General features: G+C 72.3%; 24 protein-coding genes. 3 read left to right on the top strand and 21 right to left on the bottom strand.

Going from position 1 to position 23,946, the window contains the following annotated elements; all coding sequences use genetic code 11:
• Nucleotides 1-6 precede the first annotated feature (6 nt).
• Together LJB74_RS12410 and LJB74_RS12405 are read right to left on the bottom strand one after the other, a co-directional pair.
• A complete protein-coding gene (locus LJB74_RS12410; protein ID WP_259308825.1) occupies nucleotides 7-627 on the bottom strand; it encodes a DUF47 domain-containing protein in 621 nt (206 codons plus the stop codon).
• Nucleotides 628-847: 220 nt separating this feature from the next.
• Nucleotides 848-1,447, bottom strand: coding sequence for a hypothetical protein (locus tag LJB74_RS12405; RefSeq protein WP_259310354.1), 600 nt, complete (start codon nucleotides 1,445-1,447; stop codon nucleotides 848-850).
• A 192-nt stretch (nucleotides 1,448-1,639) separates the two neighbouring features.
• Between LJB74_RS12405 and LJB74_RS12400 the strand changes: the two genes are divergently transcribed.
• On the top strand, nucleotides 1,640-2,101 hold the full coding sequence (locus LJB74_RS12400; RefSeq protein WP_259308824.1) for a MarR family winged helix-turn-helix transcriptional regulator: 462 nt from the start codon (nucleotides 1,640-1,642) through the stop codon (nucleotides 2,099-2,101).
• Nucleotides 2,102-2,131: 30 nt separating this feature from the next.
• Here the strand turns inward: LJB74_RS12400 and LJB74_RS12395 are convergent, their stop codons facing one another.
• The 3 genes from LJB74_RS12395 to LJB74_RS12385 form a co-directional block, all read right to left on the bottom strand.
• Nucleotides 2,132-2,842, bottom strand: coding sequence for an NERD domain-containing protein (locus LJB74_RS12395; protein WP_259308823.1), 711 nt, complete (start codon nucleotides 2,840-2,842; stop codon nucleotides 2,132-2,134).
• A 138-nt stretch (nucleotides 2,843-2,980) separates the two neighbouring features.
• Nucleotides 2,981-3,397 carry a peptide-methionine (R)-S-oxide reductase MsrB gene (gene msrB / locus LJB74_RS12390; RefSeq protein ID WP_259308822.1) on the bottom strand — a complete coding sequence of 139 codons (417 nt, stop codon included), beginning with the start codon at nucleotides 3,395-3,397 and terminating at the stop codon, nucleotides 2,981-2,983.
• Between the two features lie 80 nt (nucleotides 3,398-3,477).
• Nucleotides 3,478-5,067, bottom strand: a complete 1,590-nt coding sequence (locus tag LJB74_RS12385) for a DEAD/DEAH box helicase (protein ID WP_396125161.1) — start codon at nucleotides 5,065-5,067, stop codon at nucleotides 3,478-3,480.
• 251 nt (nucleotides 5,068-5,318) lie between these two features.
• Between LJB74_RS12385 and LJB74_RS12380 the strand changes: the two genes are divergently transcribed.
• Nucleotides 5,319-8,702 (top strand): EAL domain-containing protein, encoded by a 3,384-nt coding sequence (locus tag LJB74_RS12380; RefSeq protein ID WP_259308821.1) that lies wholly within the window; start codon nucleotides 5,319-5,321, stop codon nucleotides 8,700-8,702.
• Between the two features lie 3 nt (nucleotides 8,703-8,705).
• On the opposite strand, the gene LJB74_RS12375 is transcribed toward LJB74_RS12380, so the two are convergent.
• Nucleotides 8,706-9,362 (bottom strand): PilZ domain-containing protein, encoded by a 657-nt coding sequence (locus LJB74_RS12375; RefSeq protein WP_259308820.1) that lies wholly within the window; start codon nucleotides 9,360-9,362, stop codon nucleotides 8,706-8,708.
• A gap of 186 nt (nucleotides 9,363-9,548) precedes the next feature.
• Between LJB74_RS12375 and LJB74_RS12370 the strand changes: the two genes are divergently transcribed.
• Nucleotides 9,549-9,926: a metalloregulator ArsR/SmtB family transcription factor gene (locus LJB74_RS12370; protein WP_259308819.1), complete on the top strand. Its 378-nt coding sequence runs from the start codon at nucleotides 9,549-9,551 to the stop codon at nucleotides 9,924-9,926.
• Between the two features lie 108 nt (nucleotides 9,927-10,034).
• Here the strand turns inward: LJB74_RS12370 and LJB74_RS12365 are convergent, their stop codons facing one another.
• From LJB74_RS12365 to LJB74_RS12295, 15 genes are all read right to left on the bottom strand, one after another.
• Nucleotides 10,035-11,024, bottom strand: a complete 990-nt coding sequence (locus LJB74_RS12365; RefSeq protein WP_259308818.1) for a hypothetical protein — start codon at nucleotides 11,022-11,024, stop codon at nucleotides 10,035-10,037.
• The gene (locus tag LJB74_RS12360; protein WP_259308817.1) at nucleotides 11,024-11,713 is read right to left on the bottom strand and encodes a cytochrome b N-terminal domain-containing protein; all 690 of its coding nucleotides are present in this window, start codon (nucleotides 11,711-11,713) and stop codon (nucleotides 11,024-11,026) included. The genes LJB74_RS12365 and LJB74_RS12360 overlap by 1 nt, the downstream gene beginning before the upstream one ends.
• Nucleotides 11,710-11,880 carry a hypothetical protein gene (locus tag LJB74_RS12355; protein WP_259308816.1) on the bottom strand — a complete coding sequence of 57 codons (171 nt, stop codon included), beginning with the start codon at nucleotides 11,878-11,880 and terminating at the stop codon, nucleotides 11,710-11,712. The genes LJB74_RS12360 and LJB74_RS12355 overlap by 4 nt, the downstream gene beginning before the upstream one ends.
• 360 nt (nucleotides 11,881-12,240) lie before the next feature.
• Nucleotides 12,241-14,157: a DUF4914 family protein gene (locus LJB74_RS12350; protein WP_259308815.1), complete on the bottom strand. Its 1,917-nt coding sequence runs from the start codon at nucleotides 14,155-14,157 to the stop codon at nucleotides 12,241-12,243.
• Nucleotides 14,158-14,359: 202 nt separating this feature from the next.
• Entirely contained in the window at nucleotides 14,360-14,845 is a 486-nt protein-coding gene (locus LJB74_RS12345; protein ID WP_259308814.1) for a universal stress protein, read from the bottom strand.
• On the bottom strand, nucleotides 14,842-16,137 hold the full coding sequence (locus tag LJB74_RS12340) for an SLC13 family permease (RefSeq protein ID WP_259308813.1): 1,296 nt from the start codon (nucleotides 16,135-16,137) through the stop codon (nucleotides 14,842-14,844). Before LJB74_RS12340 ends, LJB74_RS12345 begins: the two co-directional genes overlap by 4 nt.
• Before the next feature lie 9 nt (nucleotides 16,138-16,146).
• Nucleotides 16,147-16,851, bottom strand: a complete 705-nt coding sequence (locus LJB74_RS12335; RefSeq protein ID WP_259308812.1) for an MOSC domain-containing protein — start codon at nucleotides 16,849-16,851, stop codon at nucleotides 16,147-16,149.
• Nucleotides 16,852-16,860: 9 nt separating this feature from the next.
• Nucleotides 16,861-17,433, bottom strand: coding sequence for a lipopolysaccharide assembly LapA domain-containing protein (locus LJB74_RS12330; RefSeq protein WP_259308811.1), 573 nt, complete (start codon nucleotides 17,431-17,433; stop codon nucleotides 16,861-16,863).
• Nucleotides 17,434-17,613: 180 nt separating this feature from the next.
• Nucleotides 17,614-17,991 carry a hypothetical protein gene (locus LJB74_RS12325; RefSeq protein ID WP_259308810.1) on the bottom strand — a complete coding sequence of 126 codons (378 nt, stop codon included), beginning with the start codon at nucleotides 17,989-17,991 and terminating at the stop codon, nucleotides 17,614-17,616.
• A 138-nt stretch (nucleotides 17,992-18,129) separates the two neighbouring features.
• On the bottom strand, nucleotides 18,130-18,381 hold the full coding sequence (locus LJB74_RS12320; RefSeq protein ID WP_259308809.1) for an acyl carrier protein: 252 nt from the start codon (nucleotides 18,379-18,381) through the stop codon (nucleotides 18,130-18,132).
• The gene (locus tag LJB74_RS12315) at nucleotides 18,381-19,700 is read right to left on the bottom strand and encodes a dihydrolipoamide acetyltransferase family protein (RefSeq protein WP_259308808.1); all 1,320 of its coding nucleotides are present in this window, start codon (nucleotides 19,698-19,700) and stop codon (nucleotides 18,381-18,383) included. The genes LJB74_RS12320 and LJB74_RS12315 overlap by 1 nt, the downstream gene beginning before the upstream one ends.
• A complete protein-coding gene (locus LJB74_RS12310) occupies nucleotides 19,693-20,697 on the bottom strand; it encodes an alpha-ketoacid dehydrogenase subunit beta (protein WP_259308807.1) in 1,005 nt (334 codons plus the stop codon). The genes LJB74_RS12315 and LJB74_RS12310 overlap by 8 nt, the downstream gene beginning before the upstream one ends.
• Entirely contained in the window at nucleotides 20,694-21,692 is a 999-nt protein-coding gene (gene pdhA, locus LJB74_RS12305) for a pyruvate dehydrogenase (acetyl-transferring) E1 component subunit alpha (protein WP_259308806.1), read from the bottom strand. Before pdhA ends, LJB74_RS12310 begins: the two co-directional genes overlap by 4 nt.
• Nucleotides 21,689-23,479, bottom strand: coding sequence for an acetate--CoA ligase (acsA, locus tag LJB74_RS12300; protein ID WP_259308805.1), 1,791 nt, complete (start codon nucleotides 23,477-23,479; stop codon nucleotides 21,689-21,691). The genes pdhA and acsA overlap by 4 nt, the downstream gene beginning before the upstream one ends.
• A gap of 2 nt (nucleotides 23,480-23,481) precedes the next feature.
• Nucleotides 23,482-23,931, bottom strand: coding sequence for a holo-ACP synthase (locus LJB74_RS12295; protein WP_259308804.1), 450 nt, complete (start codon nucleotides 23,929-23,931; stop codon nucleotides 23,482-23,484).
• Nucleotides 23,932-23,946 lie beyond the last annotated feature (15 nt).

The raw sequence follows: 23,946 nt of genomic DNA, 5'->3' as shown, positions 1-23,946 counted from the left end.
GTGAGCTCAGGACTCCTTGAGAGCGATCGTCTCGACCGTGTTGGCCACCTTCTCGAAGGCGTCGGCGGCGTCTTCGAGCTTCTCGACGACCTCCTTGATCTTCATCAGCTCGATCGGGTCGCTGATCTCGTCGAACAGCTGGGCCAGGAGCTTGCGGTGGATCTTGTCCGCCTGGTTCTCCAGGCGGTTGACCTCGACCCAGTACTCGGACAGGTTCGACATCGCGCGCAGCCGGGGCATCGCGTCCGCCGTGAGCTCGGCCGCACGCTGGAGGACCTGCACCTGGTCGGCGACACGCGCCGGCAGCTCGTCGATCTTGTAGAGCACGATGAGGTCGGCAGCCTCCTCCATGAAGTCCATGCAGTCGTCGAGGGCCGAGGCGAGGTTGTAGATGTCGTCCCGGTCGAACGGGGTGACGAAGGTCTGGTCGAGGCGCCGCATGATCGTGTGCGTCGCGTCGTCGGCCAGGTGCTCGGCCTCGCCGATCCGACCGGCGATCTCCTTGCGTGACTTGCGGTCGGCACCGAGCAGCTCGCCGAGAAGGTTGGCCCCTGTGACGAGGTGCGCCGCGGACGCGGCGAGAAGGTCGAAGAACGAGGTATCGCGCGGTGTGAGACGCAGGCGCACAGGGGTCTCCGGGAGAGGGGGGACATATCGGTGACCACCGTAGGGCAGACGCCCGGTGAACACGTAACCCCAGAGATGTCACGGAGAAGGCCGTGGGATTTCCGGAGGGTGGAGACGCCGGGCCGCAGAGCGCCTGTCGGCGCGGAGGCCGCTCGTAGCGGCTTTGTGTGGAGCCCGGGGCTACCGCGACCCGGCGTCGCCCACGATTCTACGGTGCGTCTCAGTCGAGCCGGTCGCCGCGCCAGAGGGAGGCCGCCTCGGCGAGCTCGTCCGCGGTCCTGACCAGCAGGGACGCGCCGAGGGTGAGATGCCTTGCCGCGAGGTCGTCGCGCTCGTCGAGGTGATCGGCGTCGAAGGCCGCACCGGTCGCGAGCACCCGGCAGAAGGCCGCTCCGCGCTCGAGCGCGACCGCGAGGTCGCCGGTGAACACCCCGGACAGGACCGCGTCGGCCACCTCGCGGACCTCGTCCGGTCCGGGCGGGCTGGCGACACCGGCGACGGCGTCGTGCACCGGCGCGGACGCGACACCGAGGCGGTACCGCTCGGCGATCGTCCGCGGGTCCCGCCGCACCCACTCCCGCAGCACGTACAGCCGCCACAGCGCACCGGGCAACGTCCCCGCCGGGCTGTCCGCCCACATCGCCGCGACCATGTCCAGCCCCTCGGCCTCCACGAGGGTCACGAGGCGGGTGACCAGCGCCGGGTCGTCCGAGGCCCGCCCCTGGTGCACGATCGCGGCCGCCGTCGTGTGCGCGATCTCGGACCGCAGCGCGGGGTCGATGTCCCCGGGGAGCTCGTCGGCCTGTCTCGGGTCGAGCATCGCGGGGCGACGGGGGCGACGCGACGCGCCGGTCTCGGGTGCCATCCCGCCATTGTCCTCGACCTCGCCCCGGGGCGTCGACGCGCCGACGGCCCCGGCAGCGACGCGACGACGACGTCCACCGTCGCCACCACGTCGGCCGTCGACCCCTGCGCGGCTCGTCGCCACCTCGAGATCGACGAGGATGGGCGGGTGAACCCCGACGACCCCTTCCTCCTGGTCGAGCGCGAGCTCGGGCTGCTGATGCGACGCTCGCACGGCGCATCGGCCGTCCTCGCACGGGCCGTGCACCCCGCGCTCGAGCCCGGCGCGTACCCGCTGCTGTCGAAGATCGCCTGTCAGCCGGGGATCCGGGCGAGCGAGCTGGCACGGTACGTGAACGTCTCGAAGGGCACCATGTCGCGGCAGCTGCGCCGGATCGAGGAGCTCGGGCTCGTCACCCGACGCCCCGACCCGCACGACTCCCGCGGGCAGCTGCTCGAGCTGACGCCGGACGGCGCCCGGCAGGTCGCCGCCGCGCAGGAGGCCCGCCGCCGGTGGTTCCGCGACGCGCTGGCGTCGTGGGACCCGAGCGAGGTGGCGACGTTCGCCGATCAGCTGCGGCGGCTCAACGCGGACGTCGAGAGGGCGGTGCGCACGCGGCAGGAGCCGTGACCAGGCAGACCGTGCCGACCGTCGAGGCGCTCAGCCGGCCCAGGTCGACCGGGCTCGTGCCGCCGCCGCGAGCCGGTCGATGAGATCCGCCGACAGCCGTGCCGGTACCCGGGGGAAGAGCCCCGGGACGTCGGCGCCGTCCAGCACGAGCACGTCGTCCGGCATGGTCGTGGGCGCGAGGTCGAGCTCGCCCGCCTCCTCGATGACGACGACCGGGCGGACGACGACCTGGCTCCCGACCGCGTCCGCGAGCAGCGCCCGCGCACGCCGGGCCTCGAGCCGTGCGTCCCGGACGTAGGACGTCGCACGCCCGTCGACCCGCACGACGTGCGTGTCGACCACCACGGTCGACCCCGGGTGGGACCTGACCGTCACCGTGTAGACGCCACCGGGGCCGATGAGGAGGTGCTCGATCACGTCGCCCTGCCGGCCCATCGGGACGTTGTGCTGCACGTGCCACGCGTAGGCGGTCAGGCGGTCGAGCCGGGTACCGACCGGCCCCGGGTCGACGCCCGGGTCGTCGAGGTCGATGTCCGGGAGCCGGAGCACGAGCTCTTCGGAGTCGGAGCGCAGGAACTCCTGCGCCGCTCGACGGAGCCCGCTCTCCAGGGTGGGGAGGTCGACGGTCACCTCACCGGACCGCAGGTCGACCGAACCGACCCGTGCGCCTGTGTCGCCCATCACGAAGAGACGGTCGGCGCCGTAGCGCCGCCACCTCCGCACGATCAGCGACTCGTCCACATCACACCTCATCGGCAGCTCGCGCCATGACGCCAAGGAACCAGGCGGGTGACGCCCTTCACGCGGCAGGCAACACTCTCAGGATAGGCGGCGGCGCCCGGCGCACGCACGTACCTCGTTCGGGGACATCTGTCCGTGTCACGGCTCCGGCGTGAAGGCCAACGACACCGAGTTCATGCAGTACCGGTCCCCCGTCGGGGTCTGCGGTGCGTCGTCGAACACGTGCCCCAGGTGGGACCCGCACCTGGCGCACCGCACCTCGGTCCGGACCATCCCGAGGCTCCGGTCCTCGATCAGCTCGACCGCGTCGCCGGCGAGCGGGGAGAAGAAGCTCGGCCACCCGCAGTGCGAGTCGAACTTGGTGTCGCTGCGGAACAGCTCGTTGCCGCACGCCCGGCACCGGTACACACCGGTGCGCTTCTCGTCGAGGAGCTCACCGGTCCACGGCCGCTCGGTCGCCGCCCGGCGCAGCACGCTGAACTCCATCGGGTTCAGCTCGAGCTGCCACTCCTCGTCGGACCGTGCGACCGGGTAGCTCTCGTCCGATGCGTCCATGCCGCCTCCTGGTCCCGATGGTGCCGTGCGTCGCCCAGCACAACACCGGGAGCGGGCGGATCGTTCCGCGTCCGGCGCCGTCAGCGCCCGCGGCGACCCGCCGAGGCGTTGCGTGACATCTCGACGCCACCGTTGCGCTGCGACGCACCCGCGCCGCGCGCGGCCCCGCCGGACGACACCGGCACCCGGGCTCCAGCGGCACCGGTGCGGGGTGCACCCCCGCGTCGCGGTGCGCCGGTCCCACGCGGTGCACCACCGCGAGGCGTGTCACCTGTGCGCGGAGCGCTCGTCGGACCGCCCGCGCCCGTCCGCCGCGAGCCGCCGCCGTACCCACCTGCGGCCGACCCTGCCGTCGCGGCACCGGTGCGGTCGTTGCCGCGGACCGAGGTCTCCCGGCCGGCCCCCCGCGACGTGCGCGGGGCCGCCGACCGCTGCCCGGCAGACCGCGGCGCGCCGCCGCGTCGACCGCGCGCCTGCTCCGGCTCGGCCACCACCGAGGGGGTGACGTACGGTGCGACCTCGCCCACCAGCTCGGCGACGACGCGCGACCCGGGCCGGACCTGCTGCGGGCGGACGTCGATCTTCGCCTGGCGCGTCAGCGTCCGCACGTCACCGGCCTGCTCGGGCAGCATCACCGTGACGACGTCGCCGGCCGAGCCGGCACGAGCGGTGCGTCCCGAACGGTGCAGGTAGGCCTTGTGCTCGGCCGGCGGGTCGACGTGCACCACGAGCTCGATGTCGGACACGTGGATCCCGCGCGCCGCGATGTCCGTCGCGACGAGCACCTTGACGTCACCGCACGTGAACGCCGCGAGGTTGCGCTCGCGCGCCGGCTGGCTGAGGTTCCCGTGCAGGTCGACTGCGGGGATCCCGGCGGCGGTGAGCTGCTTGGCCAGCTTCTTGGCCTGGTGCTTGGTGCGCATGAAGAGGAGGCGACGGCCGGTGCCGGAGGCCAGCTCGTTGACCACGAGGCGCTTGGTCTCCGCGTCGGCGACCGCGAGCACGTGGTGGGTCATCTGGACGACGGGCGACTCGGCCGAGTCGACCGAGTGCGTCAGCGGATCGGTCAGGTAGCGCTTCACGAGCTGGTCCACACCGTTGTCGAGCGTCGCGGAGAAGAGCATCCGCTGGCCGCGCGACGGGGTCTTGTCCATGATCCGCTTCACACCCGGGAGGAAGCCGAGGTCGGCCATGTGGTCGGCCTCGTCGAGAACCGTGATCTCGACGCCGTCGAGGGACAGCACCCGCTGCGTGAGCAGGTCCTCGAGCCGGCCGGGGCAGGCCACCAGGACGTCCACGCCGCCGTTGAGGGCGCTGACCTGGCGGTTCTGCGACACCCCGCCGAAGACCGTCGTGATGCTCAGTCGTTCCGCCTTCGCGAGCGGCTCGAGCGTGGCGGCGATCTGCGTCGCGAGCTCGCGGGTCGGGGCGAGGATCAGTCCGCGGGGGCGGGCGGGCCGGCGCGCACCCGTCGACGCGGCGAGCCGCGCCACCATGGGGAGCGAGAACGCCAGGGTCTTGCCGGAACCCGTCCGGCCACGTCCGAGGACGTCACGCCCCGCCAGGGTGTCCGGGAGGGTAGCGGTCTGGATGGGGAACGGGGACTCGATCCCCTGGGCCGTCAGGACGGCAACCAGGGACGAGGGCACACCAAGGGCAGAGAAAGTCACAGGGATGATCGCCTTTCCGGCGTCGGAGGGTCGGGGCTCGCCGCGTGAACTCGCAGGTGCTCCACGACGTCAGGCGCACATTCAGGCGCCTAGGTGGTCCTATTGTGCCTGGAGGAACCCGAATGGGCGAATCGTCTCACCCGGTCCGAAGGTCATACCGGCCGTGAGCGTGCCGATAGTCAGCGTGGGGGCAACACGCGGCCGCACGCCGCACCGGCCCTTCGGCAGGATTTCGCGAGGAGGCGATACCCGTGGCGGGCCCGTTCACGATCGGCGTCCTGACGCCATGGTCGAGCGGTTTCTTCTATGGGCAGATCATCGCCGGGATCACCTCCGAGGTCGCTGCGGCCGGCGGCAAGGTCGTCGTGATCCAGAGCGTCGAGCCGAGCCGCGACGCCGACGACGTCCTCCCCGTGCCGGACCTCAGCGAGCCGAGCGCCTGGAACGAGATCGACGGGGCGATCTCGGTGACGTCCGCCGGCGAGGCGCATCTCCGGGCACTGCTCGGACGCGGCATCCCCGTCGTGCTGGCCTGCGACTCCGTCGACGGGCTCGAGGTCCCGAGCGCCGTCGGGGACAACGTCGGCGGCACCCGGGAGGCCGTCGAGCACCTGATCGCGCACGGTCACACGCGCATCGGCTTCGTCGGGAACCTCCTCCACTCCGATCCTCGCGCCCGGTACGCGTCGTACCGGACCACGCTCCGCGCGCACGGCATCGAGCCGGACCCGGCCCTTCTCTTCACCGCCTCGAACGACGTCGCCACGGGCGGTCGCGAGGTCGCCGAGCGGATCCTCGCCGACCGCCCGGAGATGACGGCCGTCGTCGTCGCGACCGACCACAACGCCATCGGTCTCCTCGAGCGCCTGGCCGAGGCCGGTGTCGACGTCCCGACCGACCTCGCCGTCGTCGGGTTCGACGACGCGGACCGGTCATCCTTCACGAGACCCGCGCTGACCACCGTCGGCCAGCCCTTCACGCTCATCGGATCGCTCGCGGCACGGCTCGTGCACGCGATGCTCGAGGGCGCGGACGTCGCGCCCGGACCGCACACGGTGGCGTCCTCGCTCGCCGTGCGGCAGTCGTGCGGGTGCACGGCGGCTCCCGACACCCTCGGCCTCGAGGCGTACGGGACGGCCGAGGAGCTCGACCGGGCGTTCGTCGCCGAGGTCTCCTCGATCCTGCTCCCGGCCACCGTGACCGAGGCCGTGCTGAGCGGTCAGCGCGCGGCGACGCGGCGGCTCGTCGAGGAGATCCGGGCGGCCCTCGGGGTCGACAATCCCCTTCCCGGGCCCGGCCTGGACGACGCCGTCGCCGCGATGGTCCCCGCGAGCGTCACCTCCCAGACGCTGCGGCTGCTGCTCGCGACCGCCACCCGGTACGTGTCCCGCGCCGCGATGCAGGCCGGGGCCGACGCCGCTCCCGCGGACCGGGCGAGTCACGTGACGGCCCGCGTCGCAGCCGGGATGTGGCACGAGCACACCCGCCTGTACCTGGAACGCGACCTTGCGCACCAGCGCGCGCGGGCCGAGCAGTACCGGATCGGCGCCGACCTCATCGATCTCAAGAACGACGACCCGCTCCAGCTCTCGTGGCTCGCCGAGACGCACGTCGACATCGGTTGCCTCGCCCTGTGGACCGATCCGGACCGCCGTCGCGTCCACGTCGAGTCCGTGCACGACGTGCGGGGCGTGCTCGGCCCGCTGGTCGGGACGGACTGCGCGGTCGAGGACTTCCCGCCGCGCGACCTCATCCAGGCCGCACGCCCCGAGCGGAACGAGGTGGTCTTCGTCGTCCCCGTGCAGACCCACGGGAACCCGCGGGGGCTCCTGGCCGTCGTCGGCCGTCTCGACATGGTGGCGATGAGCGCGCACGAGGCCTACGGGTACTGGGCGTCGCTGCTGACCGTGGCGCTCGAGCAGCGCGACCTGCTCGAGTCGGTGCAGCGCAGCGAGGAGCGGCTCGCCCTCGCGATCGAGGCCACCGCCGAGAGCCTGTGGGACTGGGACCTCACGACCGACACGATGTTCTACTCGCCGCGGGCCCGGTCGATGCTCGGGATCGACGACCCCGACGAGTGCCGGCCCGACGCCTGGTGGGCAGCGGTGCACCCCGAGGACCTCCTCCCGCTCAAGATGATGCTCGCCGGGGGCCAGGGCGAGGGGCGCGAGATCATCGAGCACGAGCACCGGCTGCGTGGGCTCGACGGCAGCTACCGCTGGACCCTGTGCCGGGCACGGCCCGCCGGTCCCGCCGGTGTCGCCGCCACCCGCATCGTGGGGTCCCTCGCCGACATCCACCCGCGCAAGCAGCTCGAGGCCCAGCTGCGCGAGAGCGCGACGCACGACACCGTGACGGGTCTGCCGAACCGACGGCTCTTCCTCGACCGGTTGCGCGTCGCCGTCGCCCAGTCCCGGCGGTCGGGGATCCCGTTCGCGGTGCTGTTCCTGGACCTCGACGGCTTCAAGGTGGTCAACGACTCCCTCGGCCACGAGGTCGGCGACCACCTGCTCATCGAGGTCGGGCGCCGCCTCGAGTCGCAGCTCCGTGACGTCGACACCGCTGCGCGGTTCGGCGGGGACGAGTTCGCCGTCCTGCTCAACGACATCGAGGCCGGTGACATCCTGCCGGCGGCGAACCGCCTCCTCGAGGCGCTGCACGCTCCCACCCGCGTCGACGGCCACGAGCTCTCGGTCGGCGCGAGCATGGGGATCGCCACGAGCGCGGTCACCTACAAGAGTGCGGAGGACGTCCTGCGCGACGCGGACACCGCCATGTACGCGGCGAAGACCAACGACCGCGGGAGCCTGGAGTTCTTCGACGTCGCGATGCACGCGCGCGCGAAGTCCCGGCTCTCGATGCACCAGGAGCTGCGTCGTGCGCTCGAGAGCGGCGAGTTCGTCGTCCACTACCAGCCGATCGTCGACCTCCCGTCCGGTGACGTCACGGGCTTCGAGGCCCTCGTGCGGTGGCAGCACCCGGAACGTGGCCTGGTGCTGCCGGACGAGTTCCTGCCGGTGATGGAGGAGACAGGGCTGATCGTCCGCCTCGGACACTGGACGATCCGGCAGGCGTGCCACCAGATCGCCGAGTGGCGCGACCTCCACGCGCGTGAGGTCCCGGTGAGCATCAACGTCTCCGACCGGGAGTTCTGGCACGCCGGCCTGCTCCCGCACATCAGGGCGATGCTCGCGGAGTTCGACGTGCCCGCCGACCTCCTCACGCTCGAGATCACCGAGACCGTGATCATGCACCGCCCCGAGCTGGCCGAGCGGCTGCTGGGCGACATGCGCCGTGCGGGTCTGCGCCTGCACGTCGACGACTTCGGCACCGGTCACTCGTCGTTGCAGACCTTGCACCGGTACCCGGTGGAGGCGCTCAAGATCGATCGCTCGTTCATCGGCGCGCTCACCACCAGTGACGAGGGCCGGGAGATCGTCAACGTGATCGTGGCGCTCGGCCGGGCTCTCGGTCTGGAGGTCGTCGCGGAGGGCGTCGAGACGTCGGAGCAGGTCGCGCTCCTCCGCGAGCTCGGCTGCACCAGCATCCAGGGCTTCTACCTCACGCACGCGCTCGCCGGGGCGGACGCCGGCCGGTTGATCGAGCAGCCGCTGCTCCCCGTCAGCGAGGTGTGACGCTCAGCCGAGCAGACGGTTGCGCCGCTGCAGTCCCTGCTGCTGCATGACGAAGCGGAAGAGCTCCTCGGACGAGCGGTCACCGTGGTCGACGAACCGGCACCCGTACCGGTACCCCGTGAGGGACTCCTCCACGCGCACCACCTCGGCGGTGAGCGTGAGCGGGACGCGCGTGTGCGCGAACACGAAGCCGAACCGCCGCCCGACGGTCAGCCGGGTCGTGGACCTCACCTGGATCCCGTGGGCGCTGACGTCGAGCACCGTGAAGGCCAGCGGTCCGCCGGACGGTGATCCCGGCGCATCGGTCGTCACCGTCGCGCTGCCTGCCGACGCCTCGAACCCGGGCTGGGGCTCGAGGGTCCCGGAGCACGGAAGGTCGACCCGCACGCGCGCCACCCGGCGCTTCTGCACCACCTGCACCATCTCGACGTCGACCAGGTCGAGGCCGCGTGACCTCACCCGGGCGACCTGCGCCCAGTAGTGGCACTCGCCGCGGACCTCGTCGAGCACGAGGAGGGACAGCTCGGTACCGGGCTCGACCCCGCCGCGCACGACGTCCTCGGACTCGACCTGCATCGTGCCGTCGTCGAACGACCGGACGTACCCGTCGAGGAGCACCTGGCTGCCGTCGAACACCACGCAGCGATCGAGCTCGTGCACGTCGCCCCCTCGCTCCCGTCGCGCGCCGGTCCCGTCGCGCCCTCCTCCGTCCACCCACCGGTGACGGTACCCGCCGCAGATGGTCCTGCAGGCGCCTCTGGCGGGTGAACGTCCGCGCCCGGCCCGGCCCGCCACCCCCGGTGCGGAGCCATCGGCCGTCGTCTATCTGTCTGCCAGACTGGGCAGATGACGTCGTCCGAGCCCGCCACGACCGAGCCCCACGCGTGCTGCACCCCGGTCGGCGCCGGAGCGCTGTCCGCGGCGGAGGCGGTCCCCCTCGCCCACACGCTCAAGGCGCTGGCCGACCCCACACGTCTGCGGCTGCTCTCCCTCGTCGCAGCAGCCCCCGGCCAGGAGGCCTGCGTCTGCGACCTGACCGATCCCGTCGGGCTGAGCCAGCCGACCGTGTCGCACCACCTGAAGGTGCTGGTCGACGCCCGGCTCATGGCGCGCGACAAGCGCGGGGTCTGGTCGTACTACTCGGTCGTCCCCGGAGCCCTCGACCGGGTGTCGGACCTGCTGGCCGCCGCCGCGCAGCCCCAGGTCCCGCCGACGGACCTCTGACCCGACGGGACCGGGGACCGCGCCGCAGATCCTGAGCACGCCGGCGGGCCCGGCACGACGAAGGGGTCCGGCTCGACCGAGCCGGACCCCTTCGTGGCGTCGCCACGGTCAGCGCGTGGCGCCCTTGCGGCTGTAGTAGTCGCGCCACACGAGACGGTGGAGCGGGATCCAGCGCGGGATCGAACGCAATCCCGGGATGAACGGCAGCAGGATCAGCACGAGCATCATGATCGCGATGATGGCGAAGATGTAGATGTCCGCATTTGCCGTCAATGTCGCGGCAATACCGGTCGTCGCATCGCTGTTGAAGATCGGCAGCTGATACCAGAACGAGAATGGCTGCAACCATTCCTGCCCCGGGTAGCTTCCGGTCTCATTCATCATTCCCCACTCATTGCCTTGGAGGTGGGCCGCCGTTGCGGCGTCGTCCAGGTAGGAGCCGTCACCGAGGAAAAGGATCTGCTTGGTGGTGTTCGTGTTGTAGAACTGGCCCGGCGCCGCCAGGATGCTGTCGAGCGCTCCCGAGGAGGCCATCGCGACGAGCCCGCTCGCCATGGTCGGCACGGGACCGTAGTCGCCGGTGGGCACCTTCGAGGCGTCGCCGTTGGCCCCGTTGGGGTCGTTGAGCGCGGTGTCGTACGCGGTCGCCCAGGCCGTTCGCTGGTCCGGGGTGGCCGCCTTCCACTGGCTCAGCGCCGCCGCGACGTCCGACGGCTGCTGCTGGGACTCGAGCGGGGTCACGACGAAGTCGTTGGTGGGGTCGACCGGCTGGTGGATGCCCATCCACTTCTGCGGCGTGAGCGGGCCGAGGGCGACCCCGTCACCACCGTTGTTGTACGGCGGGCCGTAGGTCGCCGAGTCGGACGTCCCGGCGAGCTCGGAGACGGTCACCGCGTAGAGGTTGTCCGGAGCAGCCTTGGCCCAGCCTTTGAGCGTGAGCGCCGGGTCGTCCGGGGAGCTGAAGATGCCCGCGAGCACGAAGGTGAGGATCACCACGACCGCGAGCGCGATCGAGCCTTCCTTGAGGATGTCGTAGTGGCGGACCGGTCCGGTCCAGTGCTCGCGCTCGATCTGCTTCTGGCGTGCCGACGTGGACATCAGCGGGCCTCCGTCGGCTCGGTGGTGGCAGAGGTGTGCACGGCGCCGCCGGCGGCCTCGACCTCGGCGGCGTCGATCGGCGGCACGACGCCGTGCAGCCGGACGAGCACGACGTGGACGATGACCAGGACGGCCAGGATCGCCGGCATCAGGAAGACGTGCATGAGGAGGTTCTGGCCCAGGTTCGCGACGTTGAACCAGGCGCCGATCCCGACGGCGTTGAGCCCGTCCTTGGCCTCGAACGCGATCCACTGCGAGTCGAAGTTCGTCTGGATCACGTAGCCGGTGAGCGCCGCGCCGATCGAGACGATGAGCGCGATCATCCCGGTGATCCAGGTGCGCGCCCGGTTGCCCCGCCAGGCCGCCATCCAGAACTTGCCGAGCAGGTGGATGACCATGAAGAGGAAGAAGAGCTGGACGGCCCAGAAGTGCAGGCTGTTGAAGAACTTCCCGACCTTCGAGATGTGGTACCAGGACGGGCCCTCGAAGGCGAGGACGGTCCCGGAGGCGACGATCATGATCAGGGCCGCAAGGGTGAGGACCCCGAACACGTAGATCCACGAGGCGACGTAGGCCGGCTGGGTCTCGGGGAGAACCTTCTCGTAGGGGAGGTCCCGCTCGAGGCGGTTGCGGACCTTCCCGATCCAGCTGGTCGCGGGTTCGTCGTCGACGACGGGCGCCCCGCTCATGAGTGCTTCCTCGGGTTGCGCCGCTCCTTGGGGAACGGGAGCGTGATCGCGAGGACGAACAGCACGATCATCACGATGATGACGATCAGGTTCGGCACCGATATCGAGAGCCAGCCCCAGGGGACATAACTACCCGAACTAATCGCTTCGTCCTGCCACAACAGCATGACCGACCTCTTTCCCAGCGTGCGGACTACGTCGTCATCAACATACCCCGGTACATGCCGGTAATAAACGGGACCAAGGGCACGACGTTGGCGGTGATAAATGCACCTCTCACCAGTTCCCAGCGAATTGCCAGGTTGACTCCCAGTCTTTTCCCAGCATCACCCGGTATACGATTCTTCAGAATTCCGGTGGGAGTCGTGACCCGCGGGAGTCGGCACTCCTCGTCGATCAGGACGCCGACCGCCCGTCGGACGCTGTCGGCAGGCACCCCCACCGGCGCGGAACAGCGGTCGGCGACCACGGCCCCGTCCAGGGTCGCCGACGGTCCCGTCGTGACGGGTCAACCAGGAGCGGCGCGCTCAGCCGAACAGCGGCGTGAGGGCGACGTAGTCGTCGATCGTCCCGTCGCGCAGGCACACCTCGACGATCTGCCGGCCGAGCGGGTCGAGGTCCTCGGTGAGGAACTGCGCGAGCTCGCTCTTGAAGAAGCTCGTGAGGATGCCCGCGCCGACGTCGTAGGCCTCCACGCCCACCTGCGACTGCTGCTCGGGCCGCAGGAAGGTCGGCCGCAGGAGCTGGCCGTCGATCTTCATCTCGGTGAACACGTAGCCGAACAGCGGGCACCGCGCCGGGGCCAGCCGGTCGGGGCGGATCTTGCCGCCACCACGACGCGCCAGGTACTCGCGGGTCAGCCACTCGGCGGCGAACCCCACCTTGTACGCACCGATGTGCTGGTTCGGCGTGAGGACGTACCGCGTGCGTGAGGCGTCGACGAGCTGCCGCAGCAGCAGGTTGGCGGCGGCCACCTTGGTCCCCGTCGCGAACGGCCAGTACGAGCCGACCCCCTCGGCCACCATGCCGCCGTGGGCGAGCCGGTCGGTGCAGTCCTTGCTCTCGCCGATCGACGGGTTCTTGTCCCCGCGGGGGGCGATCAGACGCCACAGCCAGGCGAGCGAGGGCGGCACGATGTGCGTCATGCCCATGATCCCGTAGCTCGGCTGCGCCCGGGTGCACGCGGGCATGCGGACGCCGAAGGTCCGGACGTCGACCTCCTCGGGCTCGCTGAGGACGTTCCGGATCAGCCGGCGCGGGATCACGACCCGCGGGTTCGGGCAGGACGTCCCGTTCGAGTCGAGCGTGTGCTCCCACGGCAGCGCCGTCGCGTCCGGCACGCCGTGGATGTTGTAGAAGACGAGCGGCTCGGACGGGTGGATGCAGGCGCGCTCGAAGTGCACGTCCTCGCCGTACTCGGTGAGGTTGTCCACGCGGACGAACCAGCCGTCCTCCGCGTCGGCCACCACGAGGGTGCCGTCCCCGCGCTGCAGCGACGCGTGGCACAACGTCATGTCGTCGGTGACCGGCGCGAGCGCGCTGGTCTCGCCGAGCGTGATGAAGTACGGCTCGTGCGTCACCACGTTGGTGCCGAGCAGGATGCGACCGTCCTCCTGGCGGCGCAGCTCCTGGCACATCTCGGACTTGCCGCCGCCCGAGGCACCCTCGTGCATGATCACGGTCTCGTTCTCGTAGGGCGTCGTGACGCGGACCGAGGACGCGTGCGCAGTCACCCACCCCTCCTGCTCGCCGATGTCCAGCAGCACCGAGAAGACGCCCTTCTTGGCGCTCGGCCCCGGGTACAGGTTGTAGGCGAAGACCTCGTGCAGGGTCGCGGAGCGGTCGTGCACGACGACCTGCCGTCCGCCGAAGTGCGTGTGGCGGAACGGCGGTGCGACGTAGAGGATCGACCGTGCCGTGAACGGGCCCAGCTCGTCGAACGTGACCCATCCCTGCAGGTCCACCAGCGTGAGCGCGAAGAACGCCGCGTTGAGCGGGCAGATCGCGAGCGAGGGGTAGCCGTACCGCAGGCCTCCGGCCTTGAACGGGACGACCACGAGGTCCTGCTCGGACAGCCACTCGAGGGTCTGGGCTCTGGTCGGCGCGAACTCGGCGCCGAACACGTCGCGGTAACGCGGCTTGTCCGTCGGGAGGTCGTCGGCGATCCGCATGCAGTCGGGGTCCCGGCGCCGCATGTAGTCCTCGGGGTAGTTGACGGCGATCCCGTTGGTGCAGCGGACCACGTCCGCCTCGGTGACGAGGGTGCCGTCGACGTCGTAGTCGACCGAGAACCGTGGCCCGCCGTCGGGGCCGAGGGCGAGCGCGTAGAGCTCGGCACGCGTCGCCGGGACGACCACGTTGCGGCACGTGTCGAGTGCCGCCCTGACCTCGGCGGGCAGGATGACGCCGGCGGGCACGGAGGTGCTGGTCAGGGACGGGCTCACGGCTACTCCTTGGTCGACCAGTGGAGGCAGTGCGCGTGAGCCGGGCGCGTGACCGGACAAGCCGCCCGTTCGGCACACTCTTTGCCGGGAGATTACGACTGGTTGGTCAGCAGCACATGGGACCAAAGGGCGCGATGCCGGAGTTGCCGCCACCAGTCGAGCGGCGACGTCTCGCCAACCGAGACGCGGGCGCAGTCCGGGGTCAGTCGGGCGGGCGCGGGATCGAGGCGACCTCGGGGGCCGGGCCGGGCCAGACGAGGAGCGTCGCGCACGGCGCGTGGTCGACGACGAACCTGGTCGCGGGCCCGAGGCTGTGCGGCCCGAGCCGGCGCAGGTCGCCGTCCCGGGCGAGGACCAGCAGGTCGGCACCGGCCAGCGCCTGGACGACCTCCCGCTCGACGCGTCCGCTGCGTTGCGTGACGGTGGCCTCACGCCCGAGGTCGTCCGCCGCCGCCGCCAGGAGCTCGAGACCGGCGGCCGAGGCGAGCGCGCCGACCTCCGGCACCCGGTCCCGTCCGGAACGGCCGAGCAGCCCCGCGAGTGCTCCGGTCGCCACCCCGGCGACCCCCTCGTCCACGACGTGCAGCAACGTGACGTGCGCGCTGGCCGGGACGTGCGTGCGCACGGCCTCGACGCAGGCGGGCCACGTCGCCTCGGTCACCCAGACCACGACCTCCACGAGGATCACGCTCCGATCATCGTCAGTGACACCCAGAGTGCACCCACACCCCCGACCAGGGCGGCCGGGACGCTCCAGGCCGCCAGCGCGCTGAACTCGGCGAGCTCGGCGTCCGCGCCGTGGTCGCGGAGCACGCGCCGCCACAGCAGCGTCGCGAGCGAGCCGACGTACGTCAGGTTCGGTCCGACGTTCACCCCGACCAACGCGGCCAGGACCGCCGGCGCTCCGCCGGAGGCGAAGGCCAGCGGGGTCAGCAGCAGCACGGCCGGCAGGTTGTTGAGGAGGTTCGCCGCGACGGCGGCCACCACCGCCACCGCCAGCAGGTCGGCGAACGACGATCCCGTGGGCAGGATCCGGCCGATCACGTCCCCCAGACCGGAGCGCACGACCGCGGCGACGATCACCCCGAGCGCGAGCACGAACACCGCGAACGGGAGGTTGGCCGCGCGGAGCACCGCGCGGCCCGTCGTCCGACGCTGCGCGAGCGCCCTTCCGGCCAGGACGACGGCCCCGAGCGCGGCCGCCCACGCCGGCGGGACCCCGAGCACCGAGGCGACGACGAACCCGACGAGGGTCACGGCGACGAGCACCGCGCTCACGGTCGACACCTGACCCCGCGCCTGGTTCGGCACCTGCTCCTGCACCGCTCGCCGCGCCGGCCGGGCCGCAGGCCCGACGCCGAGGTCGGTCCGGAAGAACAGCCGGAGCACCACGTACTCGATCGCGACGACGACGGTCCACGGCAGCGCCATCAGGGCCCCGAACCGCGAGAACGACAACCCGCTCGCGGTGAAGGCCAGCAGGTTCGTCAGGTTCGACACCGGGAGCAGCAACGACGCCGAGTTGGCCAGGTGCGTGCACGCGTAGACGAACGGCTTCGGACGCATCCCCGCGCGAGCAGCCGTGGCGAACACGACCGGTGTCAGGAGCACCACCGTCGCGTCGAGACTGAGAACCGCGGTGACCGCCGCCGCGACCACGAACACGGCGACGAGCAGCCGCTGGGGGCGACCCTGCGCGACTCGCGCCATGACGTCACCGGCCGCGGCGAACAACCCTTCTGCCGCGCACAGGTGCGACAGCGCGAGGACCGCGACGAGGAAGGCGACGACCGGGAGGAGCGCCACGACCTCGGTCCAGGCCGCATGCGGCGAGACGAGCCCGAGCGCGACGACCAGCCCGGCGGCCGGCAGCGCCGCGACGACCTCCGGCCACCCACGCGGGCGGAGGACGGCGAACCCGAGCACGCCGATGAGGAGCGCGACCGCCAGCACCGGTCCCGCTCCGCCGATCAGGGTCATCCGTGCCGCTCAGGCATCCAGGCCACCGACGTCGGACGGCTCGACGGTTGCGGTGCCCGCGGCGCTCGTCGACCCCGTGCCGGTGCGGCGGCGCGCGCGTTCGACGATCGGCTCGGGGAGCGCGTCGGCGCGCAGCAGCGACGGCAGCAGCTCGGGCTCGAGCGTCATCGCACGGAAGGTCACCCCGATCGTCACGTCGTGGTCGGGCCGGTGGACGACCTCGACGGGATCGCCGGCACGGACCTCCCCCGCGACGACCACGCGGAGGTACGCACCGGGCCGACCGGCGGCCATGAACCGGGCGATCCACCCCGGGACCCCCATCCGGCCCTCGAACGTCGCGCACGGGATCCGCGGGCTCGACACCTCGAGCACGACGTCCGGGCCGATCCGCCACCGCTCACCGATCAGCGCGCCGGTCACGTCGACGCCGACCGTCGTGAAGTTCTCCCCGAACGTCCCCGCCGCGAGGTCACGCCCGAGCTCACGCTCCCACCGGTCGAGGTCCTCACGCGCGTACGCGTACACGGCCTGGTCCACCCCGCCGTGGTGCCGGGCGTCCCCGACGGCGTCACCGGCGAGGGCGACCGTGCCCCGAGGGCCGGGCGGCGCGACCAGGACAGCGCCGACGACGGGCTGCTTGACGATCCCCGTCGGACGACCGTCCGGCGGTCCGGGACGGAGCGGGCCGGTGTTGACCGAGAGCAGCCTCATGGCGCAACGCTACGGGCCAGGAGGGTCGTCGCGCCCGATCCGCTCGCGCCGCGTCGTGCGGGCGCTCGGCGTCGAGCCGTCGACGGTCCCCGGCGCCACGCGCGTCGGGCTCTGCTTCTCACGTCGCCGCGCCCGACGCGCCTGGACCCGGAGCTGGGTCAGCCGCACCACACCGACGATCAGCACGATCGCCCCTCCGGCGACCGCCGCGATCAGCAACGCCGTCCCGAGTGGCAACGACCCGGCGAGGCCGAGGTAGTGGACCTCGACCGTCTCCTGGTTCTGCAGGATCAGGACGATCAGCAGCGCCAGGACGACCAGGGCGGCCGCGGTCGCGAGCCAGGCCGCGGCGGCTCTGGTCGTCGCGGGGTTGGTCGTCGTCGGGCTGGGCGTCGTCGGGCTGGTCGTCGCGGGCCTGGTCGTCGCAGGGCCGGCCGTCGCAGGGTCGCGCGCGGGGACAGGACCGGCGGCCGGTCCTGCGCCAGGTGCCGGAGCGGAGGACGGTGGGGTCCGCGCGTCACTCGACGGCGGTGAGGTCCGCGCCGGGTCGTCGCGCCGGGATGACGGGTCGTCCGTGGTCATGGCCGTTCCTCCTGGCGGTCGAGGATGCGCGCTCCACGCTACTGCGCGCCGACCCCGCCCGCGCGGGTAGGTCATCACCGACGACCCGGTCGACCTGCCCGCGGCACCGTCCCCGCCCGCGCGGGTCGGTCGCCCGGAGGACGTCCCGGACGACCGACCCGCGCGGTCGACGGCGTCAGCTCAGTGGCTGTCCCCGTCGTGGTCCGCGTCGCCGACGCCCGCCGCGCCACGCGCGTCCGAGCTCGGACCGCTGATCATGCGATCGGCGATCTGCTCGGCCCGGGCGCTGCTCAGCGACGGGTTCGCCGAGGACAGTGCCGCGCTGACCGTCGAGGCCAGGCTCGCGGCGCTGATCCCCTTGGCCTGGGCGAGGGACGACAGCGACTGCCCGCCTCCCAGGGCCGACCGCACGCCGTCGGGGGTCATCCCGAGGGCGGTGGCGGCCGCGTCCATCCCGGCCTTGCGCATGCCGCCGTGCCCGTTCGCTGCGCTGCCGCCCACCTGCTGCACCTGCTGCGCCCAGGAGCTCTGCCCCGGACCGATCGCACTGATGCTCACGTTGTCCCACCTTCTGAGTCGTGACGCCCGGCGAGCGCCTGTGCTGCCCATCGGGGCACCCGGTGGCGCGGTGAGGCATTCCCACCGAATCCACAGGTGGCAGGCACGAACTCCCAGGTGGGGCCCAGGGAACGGACCTCAGGTCGACGCGAGCGCGGCCGCCAGGTACGCGACGCACCCGTCCACGGTCACGATGCGCGCGTAGTCGCGCTCGGGCACCTCGACCCCGGTCGCCTGGAACAGCCCGATCGCGAGGTTGAGGATGTCCATCGAGTCCAGGTCGAGCTGGTCGCGCAGGTCCTCGGCCGGGTCGACCGTGCCGAGCTCGACCTCGGGCGCCACCTCCCCCAGCACGCGGAGCACGGTCGAACGGATCGTCGTCTCGTCCATCACAGCGCCTCCGGGTCCTGCAGAAGTCGGTCGAGGGCGGTCAGGAACTGGGCACCCCGATGGCCGTCGGTGACGCGGTGGTCCGCCGCGAGGGTGAGGGTCACGATCGGCCGGACGCCGAGCATCCCGTCGACCGCCCACGGCCGCTCCCGGATCCGCCCGATCCCCACGATCGCGACCTGCGGCGGGTAGATCACCGGCATCACGAGGTCGACACCCTGGTCACCAAGGCTCGTGACCGTGATCGTCGGGTCGGACATCTCCGACGAGCGGAGCCCGCCCGCACGGGCGCGCCCCACCAGGTCGCGGAGCCGCGTCATGAGGTCGTCGAGGGGGAGCAGATCCGCGTCGTGGATCGCCGGGGCGACGAGGCCCCCACCGCGCAACGCCACCGCGACGCCGAGATGGACGTGCTCCGCCGCACGGAAGGCTCCGTCCTCCCAGAACCCGTTCAGGTCCGGCGTCTCGCGCAGCGCGAGCGCGGTCGCCTTGAGGAGCAGCGCGGCCGGCAGCACCCGTTGCGTGACGGGGAGGACGCGGTTGCGGTCGTCGAGCCACCGGACCGCGCGCGACGCATCGACGTCGGTCGCCAGGTAGTAGTGCGGGATCTCCCGCTTGGACCTCGCCATCGACGCCGCGACCGCCCGCCGCAGGGCCGACTGCCGCTCCGCACCGCTCAGCGGGGCGCGCGCCGGGGCGACCTGCCCCGCCGCGACAGGCTCCGCCCCGCCGGGTTCCGCCGTCGCACGCTCCGCCGGCCCCCGTTCAGCCGGCCCACGCTCCGCCGTCCCACGCGCTGCGGCGAACCGCTCGACGTCGGCCGTCGTCACCACACCGTCCGGACCCGTTCCCGTGACGTCCGCCAGGTCGACGCCGAGGGACCGGGCGTGCCGGCGCGCCAGCGGCGACACCGGGCGCCGACCGGCGCGCGAGTCGGGACCGGGCACCGGGGCTCCGGCGGCGTCGCGGACGGCCGGGCCGGCCTCGTGCGCCGGCACTGCACCCTCGCGCGTCGCCGCAGCACCCTCGTGCGGCGCAGCAGGACCCTCGTGCGGCGCGACGACGTCCTTCTGCGGGACCTCGGCGTCCTCGCGGATGATCGCGAGCGGCGTCCCCACCGGCACCCGCTGCCCCTCGGAGACGAGGATCGCCTCGACCGTGCCCGTCGCGAAGGTCTCGACGTCGATCACGGACTTGTCGGTGTCGACCTCCGCGACGATGTCGCCCCGCGTGACGTGGTCGCCGACCGCGAGGTGCCACGCCACGAGGGTGCCCGCGTCCATGTCCGCCCCGAGCGACGGCATCCGGAACTCAGCCATGCGCCGTCACCAGCTCACGTGCCGCGAGCGCGATGCCCTCCGGCTGCGGGATCGCGGCCTGCTCGAGGTGCTGCGCGTACGGGATCGGCACCTCGGCGCCGCAGACCCGGACGACCGGGGCGTCGAGCTCGTAGAACGCCCCCTCCACGATCCGTGCGACGACCTCGGCGGAGAGGCTGCCGCTGCGCCATCCCTCGTCGACGACGACCGCCCGGTGCGTCCGCGTGACCGTCGCGAGGATCGCCGCGGTGTCCAGGGGACGCAGCGTGCGCAGGTCGAGCACCTCGGCCGCGATCCCGTCCGCCGCGAGGAGCTCGGCCGCCTGCATCGCGCGCGGGACCGAGCCGCCGTACGCGATCAGGCTGACGTCGTCGCCGGACCGTCGGATCGCCGCGGTGTCGATGTCGACCGGGCCGGCGTCATCGGCGAGCTGACCGGAGACCGGGTACAGGGCGCCGTTCTCGAAGATCAGCACGGGGTCCGGGTCCTCGAGCGCGGTCCAGAGCATCCCGCGGGCGTCCTCGAGCGTGGCCGGTGCGAGCAGCCGCAACCCGGGGATGTGGGCGTACCAGCCCTCGAGGCTGTGCGAGTGCTGCGCCGCGAGCTGCCGCCCCGCCCCGGTCGTCATCCGGATGACGACCGGCACGTTGACCTGCCCGCCGGACATGTGCAGCATCGTCGCGGCGTTGTTCATGATCTGGTCGAGGGCCAGCAGGCTGAAGTTGACCGTCATGATCTCGACGATCGGGCGCATGCCGTTCATCGCCGCACCGATGCCGGCGCCGACGAACCCGGACTCCGAGAGCGGGGTGTCCCGGATGCGCTCGGGGCCGAACTCCTCCAGGAGTCCCCGCGTGACACCGAAGCACCCGCCGTAGCGGCCGACGTCTTCGCCCATGACGAAGACCCGGTCGTCGCGCAGCATCGCGTCGCGGATGGCCTCGCGGAAGGCCTCGCGGAACGTCAGGGTGGTCGTCCCTCCTGTCCCGGCGGTCATGACGGGCTCCTCAGGTAGACGAAGCGTGCGAGGTCCTCGACGGGTTCGAGCGTCCCGGCCTCGGCGAACGCGACGGCGCCGTCGACCTCCGCCTCGACCTCGGCCTCCATCCGCTCGCGCTCCTCGGTGGTGAGCCGGCCGGCATCCGTGAGCCGGCGTGCGAGCGCGTCGATCGGGTCGCGCGTCTTCCACAGGTCGACCTCGTCCTTCGCGCGGTACAGCTCGGGGTCGTACATCGAGTGCGCCCGGAACCGGTAGGTCCGGAACTCGACGAACGCCGGCCCGTCCCCGGCGCGGGCTCTCGCGACGGCACGCGCGGCGGCGTCCCGGCACGCGAGCACGTCCATGCCGTCCACGGACGACGCGTCGACCGCGTAGGACGCGGCCTTGGCCGCGAGGTCGGTCTGCGACTCGGAGCGGGCGAGCGCCGTCCCCATCGCGTACAGGTTGTTCTCGCAGAAGAACACGACCGGGAGCGACCACAGCGCGGCGAGGTTCACCGACTCGTGGAACTCGCCCTCGGCGACGGCCCCGTCCCCGAAGAAGCACGCAGTGACCCGGTCCCGCCCGCGCAGCCGGTCGGCGAGCGCGAGACCGACCGCGATCGGCAGGCCACCGCCGACGATCGCGTTGCCGCCGTAGAACCGCCGGCCGACGTCGAACAGGTGCATCGAGCCGCCGCGCCCCCGGCTGCAGCCCTCGACCTTGCCGTACATCTCGGCCATGATGTCGCCCGCCGGGACGCCCCTGGCGAGCGCGTGGCCGTGCTCCCGATACGTGGAGACGACGGCGTCGTCGGGCCGCAGCGACGCCATCGCCCCCACCGCGACGGCCTCCTCGCCGATGTACAGGTGCATGAAGCCGCGGATGCTGGTCGCGCTGTACAGCTCGACGCACCGCTCCTCGAAGCGACGGATCCGCAGCATCTCGCGCAGCAGGTGCAGCTCGTCGGCACCGTCGAGCCCGTCGTGCCGCACCGGTGTGTCCGTGGTCATGTCGGGTCCTCCCCTTCGAGAGTGGACAGGTCGCCGATCGCGAGGCCGAGCTCGCGGGCGCGCAGGAGCCGGCGCATGATCTTGCCGCTGCGGGTGTGCGGGAGGTCGTCGACGAACGTGAGCTCGCGTGGGGCGACGGCCGCCCCGAGCCGAGCCCGGCCGAACCCGATGAGCTCGCGCTGCAGCGCGACGTCCGCGGTCACCCCGGCCTTGACGACGACGAACGCCTTGACGATCTCGCCGGCGACGTCGTCGGGCGTGCCGATCACCCCGGCCTCGGCGACCGCCGGGTGCTCGAGCAGCGCGCTCTCGACCTCGAACGGGCCGATCAGGTGCCCGGAGGACTTGATGACGTCGTCCGAGCGGCCGAGGAACCAGTAGTACCCGTCGGCGTCGCGGGTCACGAGGTCCCCGGTGAGGTACCAGCCGTCGACGAAGCAGCTCCGGTACCGCTCGTCGTCGTGCAGGTAGCCGCGGAACATCGACGGCCAGCCGGGCCGGAGGGCCAGCTCACCCTCGACACCCGGCTCGGTGAGCTCGGTGACGTGGCCTTCGTGGACCTCGACGCCGTGCGGTCCGCGCCGCAGCACCCCGGCCTCGACCCCGGGCAGGGGGCGCCCCATCGACCCGGGGCGGATGTCCGCGGCGATCGTGTTGGCGATCATGATCCCGCCGGTCTCCGTCTGCCACCAGTTGTCGTGGATCGGCAGGCCGAGCACGTCGGCGCCCCACACGACGGCCTCGGGGTTGAGCGGTTCGCCGACGCTCGCGACGAACCGCAACGCGCGGAGGTCGACGCCGCGGGCCAGCGCGTCCCCCAGCCGCATGAGCCGACGGATCGCGGTCGGTGCGGTGTACCAGACCGACACGTGCTCGTCCTGGAGGATCCGGTACCACCGCTCGGCGTCGAACTCGGCCTCGTCGACGATGCTCGTGACGCCGTGCGTGAGGGGCGCGACGATCCCGTACGACGTGCCGGTGACCCAGCCGGGATCGGCCGTGCACCAGTAGACGTCGTCGGGGTGCAGGTCGAGGGCGAACCGCCCGGTCGCGTAGTGCATGACGACGGCCTCGTGGACGTGGACGGCGCCCTTCGGGGTCCCGGTCGTGCCGCTCGTGAAGTGCAGCAGCGCCGGTGTCTCGGGGTCCGTGGGGGCGATCCGGTACACGTCGGAGGCGTCGGCCATCAGGTCGGCGAGCACGAGGGTGCCGTCCGGCGCCGACGCGCCGGCCGGGAGGTCGGTGAGCAGCACGTGCTGCAGCATCGGCAGCACCCCGCGCATCGGCGCGATCTTGCGCTCGTAGGCGGCGCGCGTCGTGACGAGCACGCGACCCGCGCCGATCTCGAGGCGCTGGCGCACCGGCTCGGGGCCGAAGGCCGAGAACAGCGGCGAGAAGACGCATCCGGCCTTGAGCGTCCCCAACGCGGCGACGTACAGCTCCGGGACCCGCCCCGACAGCGCGAACACCGCGTCACCGCGAGCGAGGCCGAGCGCCTCGAGCACCCCGGCGAAGCGGTTGGTCCGTCGCGCGAGCTCGGCGTAGGTCAGGTCCTCGCGCTCGCCGTGCTTGCCGAGCCACCGGATCGCGACGTGGTCCGCGCGTGCACCGTGCGCGTGCCGGTCGACGGCCTCGTGCGCGATGTTCAGCCCGGCGCCGTCGGGCAGGTGGTCGAGCCACGACCGTGCGACGTCCCACGAGAAGCTCGCACGCTCCGCGGCGTCCGCCGGGAGGTTCGGGGCGACCCGGAGGTCGGCAGGGGTCTTGTGGATCGTCGGATGGCTCATGGTCACCGCCCCGCTCGGCGCGCCTCGGTCGCCACCACGAACGCGACGGCGCGGGTCGCGTCATGGGACAGGCTCACGGACCAGCGGTCGAGGCCCTGCGCTCGGGCGGCCACGCGGGCGGCGCCGTGCAGCACCAGCACCGGCGCACCCCGCGCGCCGGTCCGGACCTCGACGTCCCGCCACGCCAGCGGCCCGATGCCGAGCCCCAGCGCCTTCGCGCCGGCCTCCTTGGCGGCGAACCGGGCGGCGAGCCGTTGCGGGCTCCCGCGGCACGTCTCGAGCTCCGCCGGGGAGAACACCCGGTCGGCCATCATCGGTCCGCGCAGCGCCACGAGCCGGGCGAACCTCGGGACGTCGACGACGTCGACACCGACGGCCGTCCGCCCGCGGGCCGGTGCGTCCGGGCACGCGCCCGGGTGCGGGAACCATCCGACGGACGAACGTGTGGGCATGTCGGCGCCTCCTGG

Source organism: Cellulomonas sp. P24, from assembly GCF_024704385.1.
Classification (GTDB): domain Bacteria; phylum Actinomycetota; class Actinomycetes; order Actinomycetales; family Cellulomonadaceae; genus JAJDFX01.
The sequence above is the reverse complement of the archived record's forward strand: the minus strand, read 5'-3'. Positions and strand labels throughout refer to the sequence as shown.

What these genes read in the sequence shown, in the direction of transcription:
- LJB74_RS12365 (WP_259308818.1), bottom strand. Translation starts at nt 11,024, where the DNA reads ATGTCCACGTCGGCACGCCAGAAGCAGATCGAGCGCGAGCACTGGACC.
- msrB (WP_259308822.1), bottom strand. Translation starts at nt 3,397, where the DNA reads ATGGACGCATCGGACGAGAGCTACCCGGTCGCACGGTCCGACGAGGAG.
- LJB74_RS12330 (WP_259308811.1), bottom strand. Translation starts at nt 17,433, where the DNA reads ATGACCACGGACGACCCGTCATCCCGGCGCGACGACCCGGCGCGGACC.
- acsA (WP_259308805.1), bottom strand. Translation starts at nt 23,479, where the DNA reads ATGAGCCATCCGACGATCCACAAGACCCCTGCCGACCTCCGGGTCGCC.
- LJB74_RS12405 (WP_259310354.1), bottom strand. Translation starts at nt 1,447, where the DNA reads ATGCTCGACCCGAGACAGGCCGACGAGCTCCCCGGGGACATCGACCCC.
- LJB74_RS12360 (WP_259308817.1), bottom strand. Translation starts at nt 11,713, where the DNA reads ATGAGCGGGGCGCCCGTCGTCGACGACGAACCCGCGACCAGCTGGATC.
- LJB74_RS12355 (WP_259308816.1), bottom strand. Translation starts at nt 11,880, where the DNA reads ATGCTGTTGTGGCAGGACGAAGCGATTAGTTCGGGTAGTTATGTCCCC.
- LJB74_RS12320 (WP_259308809.1), bottom strand. Translation starts at nt 18,381, where the DNA reads ATGGACGAGACGACGATCCGTTCGACCGTGCTCCGCGTGCTGGGGGAG.
- LJB74_RS12310 (WP_259308807.1), bottom strand. Translation starts at nt 20,697, where the DNA reads ATGACCGCCGGGACAGGAGGGACGACCACCCTGACGTTCCGCGAGGCC.
- LJB74_RS12340 (WP_259308813.1), bottom strand. Translation starts at nt 16,137, where the DNA reads ATGACCCTGATCGGCGGAGCGGGACCGGTGCTGGCGGTCGCGCTCCTC.
- LJB74_RS12315 (WP_259308808.1), bottom strand. Translation starts at nt 19,700, where the DNA reads ATGGCTGAGTTCCGGATGCCGTCGCTCGGGGCGGACATGGACGCGGGC.
- LJB74_RS12295 (WP_259308804.1), bottom strand. Translation starts at nt 23,931, where the DNA reads ATGCCCACACGTTCGTCCGTCGGATGGTTCCCGCACCCGGGCGCGTGC.
- pdhA (WP_259308806.1), bottom strand. Translation starts at nt 21,692, where the DNA reads ATGACCACGGACACACCGGTGCGGCACGACGGGCTCGACGGTGCCGAC.
- LJB74_RS12335 (WP_259308812.1), bottom strand. Translation starts at nt 16,851, where the DNA reads ATGAGGCTGCTCTCGGTCAACACCGGCCCGCTCCGTCCCGGACCGCCG.
- LJB74_RS12370 (WP_259308819.1), top strand. Translation starts at nt 9,549, where the DNA reads ATGACGTCGTCCGAGCCCGCCACGACCGAGCCCCACGCGTGCTGCACC.